Source organism: Lysinibacillus sp. BNK-21 (assembly GCF_048684915.1).
Taxonomy (GTDB): domain Bacteria; phylum Bacillota; class Bacilli; order Bacillales_A; family Planococcaceae; genus Lysinibacillus; species Lysinibacillus capsici.
In genome coordinates this window covers 2,914,892-2,927,975 of the sequence record NZ_JBLQTS010000001.1, presented here as the reverse complement: position 1 = coordinate 2,927,975, position 13,084 = coordinate 2,914,892, and the positions used below count along the sequence as shown (strand labels likewise).

General features: G+C 39.1%; 10 protein-coding genes. 8 read left to right on the top strand and 2 right to left on the bottom strand.

Going from position 1 to position 13,084, the window contains the following annotated elements:
* Window positions 1–2 precede the first annotated feature (2 nt).
* The 6 genes from fdrA to ACMGGO_RS15045 all read left to right on the top strand — a co-directional run bounded on the left by fdrA (window position 3) and on the right by ACMGGO_RS15045 (window position 7,317).
* Complete coding sequence (gene fdrA, locus ACMGGO_RS15070) at window positions 3–1,556, top strand: acyl-CoA synthetase FdrA (RefSeq protein ID WP_416141504.1); 1,554 nt, start codon at window positions 3–5, stop codon at window positions 1,554–1,556.
* Complete coding sequence (locus ACMGGO_RS15065; protein ID WP_328011998.1) at window positions 1,549–2,976, top strand: DUF1116 domain-containing protein; 1,428 nt, start codon at window positions 1,549–1,551, stop codon at window positions 2,974–2,976. Before fdrA ends, ACMGGO_RS15065 begins: the two co-directional genes overlap by 8 nt.
* A gap of 31 nt (window positions 2,977–3,007) precedes the next feature.
* A complete protein-coding gene (locus ACMGGO_RS15060; RefSeq protein WP_054550758.1) occupies window positions 3,008–4,486 on the top strand; it encodes a cytosine permease in 1,479 nt (492 codons plus the stop codon).
* A gap of 2 nt (window positions 4,487–4,488) precedes the next feature.
* Window positions 4,489–5,439 carry a carbamate kinase gene (arcC, locus tag ACMGGO_RS15055; protein WP_048389956.1) on the top strand — a complete coding sequence of 317 codons (951 nt, stop codon included), beginning with the start codon at window positions 4,489–4,491 and terminating at the stop codon, window positions 5,437–5,439.
* A gap of 13 nt (window positions 5,440–5,452) precedes the next feature.
* A complete protein-coding gene (locus ACMGGO_RS15050; RefSeq protein ID WP_054550759.1) occupies window positions 5,453–5,911 on the top strand; it encodes a nucleoside deaminase in 459 nt (152 codons plus the stop codon).
* A gap of 170 nt (window positions 5,912–6,081) precedes the next feature.
* Window positions 6,082–7,317 carry a Zn-dependent hydrolase gene (locus ACMGGO_RS15045; RefSeq protein ID WP_420282006.1) on the top strand — a complete coding sequence of 412 codons (1,236 nt, stop codon included), beginning with the start codon at window positions 6,082–6,084 and terminating at the stop codon, window positions 7,315–7,317.
* A gap of 108 nt (window positions 7,318–7,425) precedes the next feature.
* Here ACMGGO_RS15045 and ACMGGO_RS15040 read toward each other — a convergent pair whose 3' ends face one another.
* The gene (locus ACMGGO_RS15040; protein ID WP_115673415.1) at window positions 7,426–8,628 is read right to left on the bottom strand and encodes a CynX/NimT family MFS transporter; all 1,203 of its coding nucleotides are present in this window, start codon (window positions 8,626–8,628) and stop codon (window positions 7,426–7,428) included.
* Window positions 8,629–8,757: 129 nt separating this feature from the next.
* On the opposite strand from ACMGGO_RS15040, the gene ACMGGO_RS15035 reads away from it, so the two are divergent.
* Window positions 8,758–9,639, top strand: a complete 882-nt coding sequence (locus ACMGGO_RS15035; RefSeq protein WP_048389964.1) for a LysR family transcriptional regulator — start codon at window positions 8,758–8,760, stop codon at window positions 9,637–9,639.
* Window positions 9,640–9,817: 178 nt separating this feature from the next.
* Window positions 9,818–11,068: an MFS transporter gene (locus ACMGGO_RS15030; RefSeq protein WP_319840148.1), complete on the top strand. Its 1,251-nt coding sequence runs from the start codon at window positions 9,818–9,820 to the stop codon at window positions 11,066–11,068.
* A gap of 60 nt (window positions 11,069–11,128) precedes the next feature.
* On the opposite strand, the gene ACMGGO_RS15025 is transcribed toward ACMGGO_RS15030, so the two are convergent.
* Window positions 11,129–12,976 carry a multicopper oxidase gene (locus tag ACMGGO_RS15025; protein ID WP_326140566.1) on the bottom strand — a complete coding sequence of 616 codons (1,848 nt, stop codon included), beginning with the start codon at window positions 12,974–12,976 and terminating at the stop codon, window positions 11,129–11,131.
* Window positions 12,977–13,084: the final 108 nt, after the last annotated feature.

The window sequence follows — 13,084 nt, the reverse complement described above, 5'->3', positions numbered from 1 at the left end:
TGATGAGTATTAAAGTCGTAATTAAGCGCAACACATATTTTGATTCAGTGTCATTGATGTCACTATCTACAAAAGCGAATCAAATTGAAGGCGTCGAGCAAGCAATTATTGGTATGGGTACGGAGATGAACAAAGGAGTCATTCGTAACGTTGGTTTGATGACGCCAGAAGTGGAGGAAGCAACAGCAGGGGACTTAATGATTATTGTTAAAACTGCTAATGCGGATCAAATAGAAAGCGCTTACCTAGCAGTGGAAGAATTACTAACAAATAAAGATAAAGCACAAGCAAAAAGTGATATTAAATATGCAACGATTGATTCAGCTGCACAAGGAATTCCTGATGCAAACTTTGCGGTCATTTCTGTCAATGGGGCATTTGCTGTTCGCGAAGCACGCAAAGCACTTGAAAATGATCTACACGTGATGCTTTTCAGTGATAATGTGAGCGTTGAAGACGAAGTAGAATTAAAAACTTTAGCACATGAAAAAGGCTTATTAATGATGGGACCAGACTGTGGTACCGCTATTATTGGTAATACAGGACTTTGCTTTGCAAACGCTGTAAGAAAAGGCAATATCGGTATCGTAGCGGCATCTGGTACAGGTAGCCAAGAAGTAAGTGTTCGCATTCATGACTTCGGTGGTGGTATCACACAACTGATTGGTACTGGCGGAAGAGATTTAAGTAAAGAAGTGGGCGGTATGATGATGCTTGATGGAATCAAAGCACTAGAAGCCGATGAAGCCACTAAAGTGATTGTACTTGTATCGAAGCCACCTGAAGCAAGTGTTGAGAAAAAAGTACTCGCACAAATTAAAGAATGCAGCAAACCGGTAGTGGTTTATTTTATAGGTGGTAATGAAGAGGCTGTAGTGGCAGCTGGTGGACAATTTGCTAAAACATCGAAAGAAGCAGCCTTAAAGGCAGTCTTACTAGCAGGTATTGATGAAGCAGGTATTAACAAACGTGCGCTTAACATTCCATTAGTTGAAGAGGTTCGTGCAAAATTAGCGCCAGAGCAAAAATACATTCGTGGGTTATTCTGTGGCGGTACGCTTTGTGATGAATCTATGTATCTAGCTATGGAAAAATTAGATAATATTTACAGTAACATCCAAAAGAATCCTGATTTCTTATTGAAAGATATCAATGTGAGTCAGGAACATACATTCATTGACTTCGGTGATGATGATTTTACAAATGGTAAACCACATCCAATGATCGATCCGTCTTCTCGCATTGAGCGCTTCTTACAAGAAGCAAAAGATCCGACAGTTGGTGTCATTGTGATGGACTTCGTATTAGGCTTTGGCTCTCATGAAGACCCAGTAGGTGTTATGCTTCCCGCCATCATTGAAGCTAAACAATTTGCTGAAAAAGAAGGTAGACATTTAGAGATCATTGGGTATGTCCTTGGAACAGACTTAGATACGCCAAACATAGATGAGCAAGTGGAAAAATTAGTCGATGCAGGTGTTACACATGCAAGCAGTAGTACAAATGCAGGGTTACTTGCTAGAGAAATGGTGTTGAAAGGAGAAAATCATGAGTAAGATTAATGAACTTTTCACAAGTAAAATTAACGTAATTAACGTAGGTATTGAACTTTTTAAGGATGATATATTAGCACAAAATGCAAGTGCTACACACCTAGAGTGGTCACCACCGGGAGGAGGTAAGCCAGAAATTATTGCAGCACTAAACAAAATCGATAAAGCAGAACTTGCTGAAAAAATCGAAGCAGCAAATCGTCTTGCGGTGGAAAAAATTGTGAACTCTCAACCCGTGTTGATTGGTTTCGATCAAGCCATCAATGTTGTACCTGGCATGACGAAAAAAACAATTTTACACGCAGGACCACCCATTACTTGGGAAGATATGAATGGCCCAATGAAGGGCGCTGTGATGGGTGCTCTTGTATTCGAAGGATTAGCAAAAGATTTAGAAGAAGCAGCAGAGGTAGCGGCGTCTGGAGATATTACATTCTCACCTTGCCATGAGCATAATGCAGTTGGTTCAATGGCTGGGGTAACATCTGCTTCGATGTTTATGCACATCGTTGAAAATAAAACGTATGGCAATATCGCCTATACAAATTTAAGTGAGCAAATGGCAAAAATCTTGCGTATGGGTGCCAACGATGACAGCGTTGTCGAGCGATTAATATGGATGCGTGATGTGTTAGGACCAATTTTACGTGATGCAATGAAATTAAATAAAGACGGCATCGATCTACGATTAATGCTTGCACAAGCGCTCCACATGGGTGACGAATGTCATAACCGTAATAATGCAGGTACAAGCTTATTAATTCAAGCATTGACACCATATATCTTAGAAACAGATTATCCTGTTGAACAGAAGCGAGCAGTATTTGATTTCGTTGCAAGTAGTGATTATTTTTCAGGTCCTACATGGATGGCATGCTGTAAATGTGCATTAGATGCTGCACATGGAATCGAATATAGTACTGTCGTGACAACAATGGCACGTAACGGTGTAGAATTTGGTGTTCGTATTAGTGGCATGTCAGGTAATACATGGTTTACTGGCCCAGCACAAAAAGTAATCGGACCGATGTTTGCTGGCTACAAACCAGAGGATTCAGGTCTTGATATAGGGGATAGTGCTATTACAGAAACTTACGGTATTGGTGGTTTCGCAATGGCTACTGCACCAGCAATCGTTGCTTTAGTAGGTGGAACAGTGGATGAAGCAATTGGTTATTCTCGTAAAATGAAAGAAATTACGACGACAGAAAACCAAAATATTACCATTCCATTATTAAACTTCATGGGAATTCCTACTGGTATTGATATTCGCAAAGTCATCCAATCAGGTATTCTTCCAATTATTAATACAGCTATCGCACATAAAGAGGCTGGAATCGGTATGATTGGTGCTGGTATTACAAATCCTCCAATGGAAGCTTTTGAAAAAGCATTAATTACAATTAGTGAGAAGTGGGCTTAAGCCCACTTCCTATAAGTAGGAGGAGCTTTCTATGGAACACGCAAAAATTGAACAGTCCAATCAAGATTATAGAGCACTTGGCTATTCGGAAGAACTTTTACCAAAAGGTCCTCAGGAAAGAGACTGGGGAATCTTTAACTACATTACCGTGTGGATGGGTGCAGTTCACAATATTATGTCTTATATGACGGTTGCAGGGTTTTTTGTCTTAGGATTATCAGTTAATCAAGTTTTCTTAGCCATTATGCTTTCAGCAGTAATCGTCTCAGCAGGCTATTGCTTAAATGGATATTCCGCCTCTAAATATGGCATTCCGTTTGCCATATTACTAAGAGATTCATTTGGAGTAAAAGGCTCTATTATTCCGGCGTTATGTCGAGGGTTGATTGCTGGGGTTGTATTCTTTGGTACGACGACCGTTGTGGGCGCTCAATCCCTTAATGTATTATTTGCAAGATTCATTCCGAACTATATGTCTATTGGTGGAGACTTCACTATTTTTGGCTTAGATGTTCCGACTATGATTTCTTATATTATTTTATGGGTAATTACAGTTTTACTTTTTTTAGGTGGCATGGATATGCTAACAGTCTTCGGTAAATACTCATCACCGATTGTTTATATTTTCATTATTGGCGCAGCGATTTGGGCAATTAATATTGCTGGAGGAATTGGACCAATTTTAGAATATAAGCCTTCTACAACGATGGAAAGTCCATTGGTCTTTATTGCATGTGTTAGCGCATTGGTGTCTAACTGGGCTGGTCCAATTGTAAATATTGCAGATTTTACGCATAGAGCTAAATCGCCAAAAGCAATGATCTATGGCTTATCCATCGGTATGATCGGCTCGTATCTATTATTTGCGATTACTTGTATTAGTTTAATAGCAGGGACAGAAATTGCTTTTGGGCAACCAATTTTTAATATTGTAGATGCTATTGATAAAATTCAAAATCCCTTTTCAGTAATTGTATTAATTTTAGCTTTAAATGTAGGCGCAACAGCTTTTGTAGTTTTTGGTAATTTATTACCATCTGGATTGCAAATGACAACTTTATTCCCTAAAGTATTTACGGTCAAAACAGCAGGTATTTTAACAGCGATTATTGGCACAGTCATTTTGCCTTGGAAACTAGTATCGAGTACAGAAACGTTATTTTTCTTTTATAGTTTTATAGGCTCTATGTTTGGACCGATTGCAGGTATTATGTTGTCTAGCTTCTTTATCGAGCGTAAAAGGCGTTTAGATTTATCTATGATTTATGTGGAAGAAGGTCATAATGGAGCTTATAAATCTGGCTATAACATCGTAGCATGTATCGTTCTATTAATAAGCTTCCTCTTACCAATGTCAGGTGCTTTCCTGAAAAGTGTGCCGTTTTTAGTACAGCTAAATAACTTTGCTTTCTTTAGCGGACTGATCGTGTCATTCATTTTATATACGCTGTTATATAAATTTAATCAGCAAAATGTTCAAAATAGTGTAGAAAAAGAAGTAGGGGTGTAGTTGTGAATAAATTAGTAATTGTAGCAATCGGCGGTAACTCGTTGGTAAAGGATAGTGGAAGTGAATCTATTCAAAGTCAGCAAGAGGCAGTTGCTCAAACTGTCGAGCATATCGCGGATATGATTCAGGAAGGTTATAAAGTGGTTGTCACACACGGCAATGGTCCACAAGTTGGTTTCACTTTACAAAGAAGTGAAATTGCTAATGAAGTATCAGGCATGCCAGCAATTCCGTTAGTAAACTGTGTGGCTGACACACAAGGTGGAATTGGCTATTTAATTCAACAAGCATTAATTAACGAACTGACTAAACGTCAAATTAATAAAAAGGTAGTTAGTGTGATTACACAAGTTGAAATCAATGAACATGATCCCAACTTTATTAACCCTACAAAGCCAGTTGGTTCATTCTTTACAAAGGAGCAAGCGGAGGCGATGCTAGTAGAGCATCCAGATTGGAAAATGGTAGAGGATTCTGGCCGTGGCTACCGTCGCGTTGTGCCTTCACCAAAACCAATCGATATCGTGGAAAAAGAGGCGATTAAATCATTAATTGATAATGATTATGTCGTGATCGCTGTAGGCGGTGGTGGAATTCCAGTTGTGAAAAAAGAAAACAATGTCTATGAGGGTGTAGATGCAGTCATTGACAAAGACTTTGCAACAAGTCTATTAGCGGCACAAGTAAATGCGGATTCATTAATTATTACAACGGGTGTTCCGCGTGTGTTTATTAACTTTGGAAAACCTGAACAACAAGCACTTGAAGAAATTACTGTTGAGGAAACAAAGCAGCATGTTCAAGATAATCAGTTCCCGCCAGGAAGTATGCTACCAAAAATCGAAGCCAGCTTAAGCTTCTTAGAAAATGGTGGTCATCGAGTAATTATTACAAACCCTGAAAGTCTGAAAGAAGCGATCAATAATCAGGCTGGTACTCATATTATTAACTAGGAGGAATCACGGTATGGATTATATTCAACTAGCTGTTGACAAAACAAAAGAAGGCATCGATCAAAATATTGGTGGACCATTTGGTGCAACCATTGTAAGAGGTGATGAAATCATCGCTGTTGTTGGCAATACAATGATGCGTGATACAGACATCACTGCACATGCAGAAATAGTAGCCATTCGTGAAGCCTCTAAAAAGCTTGGCACAATGGATTTATCCGATTGTGTCATCTACGCTACTTGCGAACCATGTCCAATGTGTGTGGGCGCTATTATTTGGTCGGGTATTAAAGAAGTTCATTATTGTAATACAGCAGAAGATGCTCATGTACATGGCTTCTCTGATATGCATCTACGTGATTACTTAACGGGTAAAGATAAAAGTGTCCTGAACATGCAAAAAATTGAAACGACTGAAGAATGTGATGCATTGTTCCATCATTTCAATGACAAAATGGCTAATAGTAAATAGATTAGAGCAGTCATATACTGCTTAAGTCTTTCCAGTGAATTAGAGTAGGGATCTCGTTATGGAGAATCCCTTTTCTAATTTTCAACCAAAAAGGTGTAAAATAGATACTATGACAAGCGTACATTTGGTCTGATTTTCATCTTCGTAATTCTTCAAAAGGAGCTGTTTACATGATCTATAAAGAACGTTATCAACAATTACTAGATAAAATGAATCAATATAATTCAGGCGAAAAAGGGATTACGAGAGTTGCCTATACGAATGAAGAACAGGCTTGTTTACATGCCTTTATTCGTTTATGTAAAGATGAAAATCTTCAAATTCATATTGACCATTGTGGAAATCTTATTGCTCGAAGAGAAGGCAGTGTGCCAGGATTGCAGCCTGTTGTCATGGGATCTCATTTAGATACTGTCTATCAAGGCGGTAAATATGATGGCGTTGTAGGGGTAACCGCTGCCCTTGAGGTCATCAAGCGATTAAACGAGCGATCTATTGTGACAGAGCATCCAATTGAAATTATCGCCTTTGCCTGTGAGGAGTCTTCAAGATTTGGTGTGTCAACAGTAGGCAGTAAAGCAATGGCAGGATTAATTGATAAAGAAAAGTATCGCCATTTAGTCGATCGAGATGGTATTACGATGGAGCAGGCTTTTGCTCATTGTGGACTTGATTTTAGTAGTGTTGATCAAGCGACAAGAGTAGAGGAAGGATTCCATGCCTTTTTCGAATTGCATATTGAACAGGGACCACTGCTAATTAACTATGAAAAGAAAATTGGTATTGTCACAGGGGTAGCAGCACCAGTTCGCTTATTAATGAAGTTAAATGGAAAAGCGTCCCATTCAGGCACGACTCCAATGAATATGAGAAAGGACGCTCTTTTAGGAGCATCCGAATTGGCATTAGAATTAGAAAAAGCGGCGATAGCAGAGCAGGAGTTTGGCACTGTGGCAACTGTTGGAATACTAGAGGTTGTGGCAGGCTCGATGAACGTAGTTCCAGGTGAAGTGGAGTTAACTGTAGATATCCGATCATCCTTTGTGGAATCGAGAGAACGTGTGCTTCAGCATTTTTATACGGTTATTGCAAACGTTCAACAAAAGAGGCAGCTTGCGATTGAATACAATGTCATTAGCTCAGAGGATCCTGTCCTGCTTTCTCCAAAGCTAATGCAAGATTTAGAAACAATTTGTGTAGAGAAGAAACTATCCTATCAATATATGCAAAGTGGAGCAGGTCACGATTCTATGAATATGACAAGGCTCGGACCAGTTGGCCTTATTTTTATTCCTTCAGTGGATGGTTTAAGTCACCATCCAGATGAACATACGGAGCTTGAAGATATATTAATAGGAATCGATGTTTTAGAGGCAGTTGTGCTAAGATATGCTTCAGTCAGCTAATTAGAAATCATCAGTTGAAGACGCTACATATATGGCCAGTGTCATCCCGTGAAGGCAATACAACAAAGGCTCAAAATCGATTCCATCATTAAAAGACGACCTTCCTTGTTAGAAAGTCGTCTTTTTCATGTGAATATGATGCATTTGCGGTTGCTTTTGGTTTCCAATTTTTAGTTGAATCAGAATCATCACAAGGACGATGATGATCATGCCAATAATAGCAGTTGTAAAATTGCCTGTGAAATCTCGAACAAGACCGACAAAGAAGGGGCCCAATGCAGCAAATACAAAGCCAACTGATTGTGTCATAGCAGCTAAGAAGCTAGCCTCGTGAATATCTTTGGCCTCATCAATTGGTAATGTTAGCCCTAATGAGAAAAGCCCACCTGCACCAAGGCCAATCAGAATACTGCTCAGCCAAGGATTATAAGAAAACAGTAGCATCAATAAACCAATTAATTCTAATGATGAACTACCTACTAGCCATACGGCTCGATGCTGAAAACGGTTATTTAATATAGGCACTAAAAATGTAGCTGGCATTTGGGCAATTGTTAATAGTGTCAACATCATTCCAGCGTCGTGTTTGCTATAGCCTAAATTTTCTGCGATGGGAGGTAACCAAGCCATGATGGTATAAAACATGAAGGCCATTAACCCAAAAAAGCCTGTTAAAAGCCAAGCCTTTTGATTCATTAACATTTGCTTCACACTGTTGCTCTTACTAGGTGAATTTGTGACTGATGCAGTAACTGCTTTTTGTTCAATTGGCTTCCACCAAAAGAATAAAGCGATTAAAGCAAGAATAGCCCAGGAGGCAGAAGAAGCTTGCCATGAATGAAAAAAATTGCTTAGTGGAATAGAAAGCCCAGAGCCAAGTGCAGCTCCTACTACAAGTGCTAGCGAGTATATCCCCACTACACGGGAAGGGTTCGCAAATTTCTCCTTAATATAGCCCGATAACAGTGGTCCTACGATGGCAATGCCAATGCCTGATAACAAGGCTGTTACTAGCATGACCCAGGCAGTATTAGCAAAATATCTGGTAGCTGTTGCTAGTCCAATAAGAATAAGAGCGTAAGCGATAGTTCGCTCGATGCTCCAACGATTAGCTAGTTTGATTGCGAAAGGTGCAAATAAGCCCATACATAGCACAGCTAAAGAAGTTAGCAAACTAGCAGTAGCTGCGCTCATATGTAAAGTCTGGCGAATAGTTCCTAATAAGGGGGACACCGAAGTAATGACAGGCCGTAAATTAAAAGAAGCTAAAATAATAGCGATAATTGGTACGATTTTGTGTTTTATATTCATTGTCTTTCCTCTCCGTCCTATCAAATAAATAGTAAGCCTAAATTGAAGTCTATCTGAATTAGAATGATTGAACAATACTATTATTACTATTACAATGATAGTTAGAAACTATGATAGGGCGTGGTCTATGTGGAAATACGGCATCTGCATTATTTTATGGCAGTCTATGAGGAGCTACATTTTACAAAAGCTGCTGAGAAACTTGGCATCTCTCAGCCAACGTTAAGCCAGCAAATACGTGTGCTGGAGGATGAGCTAGGAATGCCATTGTTCGATCGTATTGGCAAAAAAATTGTTGTGACTGAGGCAGGCTCTCTTTTGTTTAGCTATACAACAGAGGTATTTAATACATTACAAAATGTTAAAGATTCGATTAAAGATTTACAGGGGCTACAAGGGGGACAAATAAGTATTGGCATCATGCCATCTGATCTTGATTATCGGATTACACAGCTTGTTATTGATTTCCATCAAAAATTTCCAAAGGTAAAATTAAAGATACTTGCTTCCATCGATATTATGCGGCAGGTTCTCGAAAATGAAGTGGATATCGGTATTGGGACGAATGTAGAATCAGATGATCGATTGGTCATTATTCCTTTATGTAGAGAGGAATATGTACTGACCGTTTCAAAGGAGCATCCATTGGCACAGCAAACAGTGATCCCAATTGCTGAATTAGAAGGACTTCCTATGGTGATGTATCCAGAAGGTTTTCTTGGTAGAGAGATAGTAGAAGAGGCTGTAAAAAAGCATGGTTTTCACATTCATTCTATTCTTGAAACAAGCTCTGTCACGTCCATTATGAATCTCGTTCGAGCCAATATTGGTGTAACGGTGCAACCCTATCCTTTGCTCCAACAAATGAATGATCCTAGTTTGTGTAGTATACGAATTTCAAATGGTGCTCCAAGCCGAAGCCTATCCATTATTTTCCGCGTAGATCGCTATGTTAGTCAGGCAACTACTGCTATGATTGAGCAAATTAAACATTACTTTAAAAGTAAATAGGGTTAACAAAAAGGAAGATATAAAAATATGTTCCTTTTTTTGGGGAGTTCACATATACTATTTATAAACCGACAGTCAGTCTAATTTGTAGGGCAAGTCCTAGAAGCTTGTGCCTACAATTTTTTAACATATTAAATGACTGACTGTCGGTCTAAAAATAATAAGGGGTGTTTTTTATATGGAAATGCTAGTCAAAGAAAAAGGCTTTTCGAAAGATTTTATCATTATGGTAGCTGGGCAGATTATTTCTATTTTAGGCTCTGCGCTTTTAAGATTTGCTCTTTCACTTTTTGTTTTAGATATAACAGGACGGGCAGATCTTTTTGCTGTGCTTTTCGCTATTTCAAGCCTTCCTGTTTTACTTACACCATTTGGTGGCGCTATAGCAGATCGTTTTAATCGGCGAAATTTAATGGTCCTATTTGATTTTATCAGTAGTGGCATTGTATTGATTTTTTTTATTGTATTACTAACAGACAATCATTCTGTGCTATGGATTGGGTTGGTTATGGTGCTTCTTTCATTCATTAGTGCCATGTACACGCCAGCTGTAATGGCTAGTATTCCGCTATTAGTTAGCGAACAAAAGCTTGAGCAGGCTAATGGGATCGTCAATGGGGTCCAGGCATTAGCAGGAGTGACAGCACCTGTGCTAGGGGGGATACTATATGGAATGCTTGGCCTCAAACTTCTCGTCATAGTAAGTGGTTTATTATTTTTCTTTACGGCTATTGTAGAAATGTTTATGACAATCCCATTTGTGAAACGTAGCTATGATGGTCATTTGATGCCGACCTTAATCAAAGACATGAAAGAAGGTTTTACTTATGTGGTGAAGCAAACTTTTATTTTAAAATGTACGCTACTTGCTGCTTTATTGAATTTACTATTGACTCCACTTTTTATCGTTGGTGTGCCTATTATTCTTCGTGTCACGATGAAAAGTAGTGATACATTGTATGGAATAGGAATGGGGATTATTGATTTTGCGACGATTTTAGGCGCGTTAACGATGGGGTACTTTGCAAAAAAGCTGCGTATTCACACCCTCTATATTTGGGTATTGATGTCAGCCTTTTTGGTAATTCCCATGGCTATGTCTGTGCTACCTCGCGCCCTTCAAATTGGCTATTATCCATCGTATAGCTTATTTATTGGTTGTGCTCTTATCATTGCGATGATGATGACGATTATCTCCATTTACGTAATGACCCTTGTCCAAAAAGAAACACCAAATGAACAATTAGGGAAAGTCATGGCAATTATGATGGCAGTATCACAGTGTATGGCACCACTTGGGCAGATGGGGTATGGGTTGCTATTTGAGTTCTTTCAAGCCAACATCTATATACCAGTCTTTATAATCTCTGTGTGTGTATTATTATTAGCTTTCGTAACGAGAAGAATATGGCGATTGGAGGTCAAATAAATTGCTGGAACAAAGAAAACCACCTTTTCATGGGTAGTTTTCTTTGTAAAGCGTACTTAGCTAAAATCTTCGGGTTCTTTGACGAGGCCTATGCCTGCTGGTAGGAGTATTGGTAGGAAGGGTTGGAAACAGTAGCGTTGGCATATGTTGTGTATTATCTCCTATATGAATAGTAATGGATTCTTCTTCTTGAGGTGAGACTACCTTTTCTTCCTCAAGTTGTGAATGTTCTACCTCATTTAATAGTGGTGCTGAAGATTCACTATGATGGGTAGTACTTGTAGGATTTGAAGGATTTGTGGGAGCTGTTGATTCTTGATGTGTTACAGGATGTTCTACTGCTGCATGAGGCTGCTGAACAGCATGGACGTCTTTCATAACGAGAATGGGTCGCATCATATCATGATCCTCATGCTCAAGGAAATGACAATGCCACATATAATTCCCGACATGATCTTTCCAATGCATAATAATTTTTGTCACCTTTCCAGCGTCAGCCTTCACCGTGTCCTTCCAACCTCGCTCATAGTCTCTTGGTTCTTCAGGCGGCCCTGTAAATTGTACGATGCCTTCATTTTGATAGATTTCTAAATCAAACGGCCTTCGTTCCAGAATTTTAAATTGAATGAGGTGCAGGTGAATAGGATGGATAAAGGGTGTAGCATTAATAAAGTTCCAGATTTCCACACTATCTAAAGAAGGTTTTTCCGTTGCTGGATCATGGTACATTCGATCATTTAACAGCAACATAGGTCGACCAAACTCATCGGTAGTCGCCGTCAATGGTAGTTGTCTTTCAATATGTGCATGGTGTGGATGTAGATCCATAGAAACGGCAAGTCTTTCTGGAATCTCACTTGTATCTTCACATTTCAAAGGTAAAGTTACTCGAAACTGCATAATCACGTTTGTGTGTTCATCACTGAAATCGGTATCAGTATTAAGTAAGGTAATCTCCTGTCCAGCACAGCTTGAAAAATCGATAATGACATCCGTGCGTTCAGCTGGCAGCAACTCGACAGATTGGATAAGTTGTGGTGCTGATAAGAAACCGCCATCTGTACCAATTTGAAACATTGGTTGATCATTGGAAAGACTGATGACATAGCCTCGTCGATTAGAGCCATTTAGTAAACGAAATCTATATTTACGTGGCTCAACATCTAAAAAAGGCCATAGTTTTCCGTTAACCACTATCGTATTGCCAACAAAGCCTGGTGTGATAGAGGGATGAACAGGCACGGGAAAGGGTGGTTCGTCAGGATAAAACAATGAGCCATCCTCATTAAACGTTTTATCTTGAATTAAAATCGGATATTCATAGTCTCCACATGGTAAATTAGAGCGTTCCTCAAGGGCATCCCTCAGTAAATAAAAGCCTGCTAATCCTGCATATACATTTAAACGTGTTAAAGCCATGGCATGGTCATGATACCACATGGTAGTGCCAGGTTGATGATTCGTATATTCATGTATTTCCTTATTAAACTTTGGACCAGTATGCCGATAGTCTCTTGTGTACCATGCTTCAGGATGGCCATCACTCTGCCAATCCACATTGGCACCATGTAAGTGAGTAACTGTTCTTACTTCTTGTGAATCGTTTGCAGCATGAAGCGTAAAATCTACTGGTAAAAAGTGCTGTAAGGGCAGCTGGTTTTTGTATTTCACATAGATAGTTTTATCTTTAGAAGCTTCTATGGTTGGCCCTGGGTAAAGCCCATTGTAGCCCCAAATTAATGAGTTTGGAAAATGCTTATGAAAACGATGCTGGCCCTCCATCATGACCAATTCGTAATAATCATTCTTCTGTTGCCCTCTGCTGTATTTTGGTTTAGCAATCATTGGTTTTGGAAGTTCATCTACAAATTTTGGAATCGTTGCTGGATCAGAAGGGTTAATTTGCATACTCACAACATCACGTCCCTTTTCGATACTAAAAAAGCTAATTAACTCATCATATGGGTAAAAACAACAGGTAACGAGGACAAAAATGGAGAAAAATGTGTAAAGACA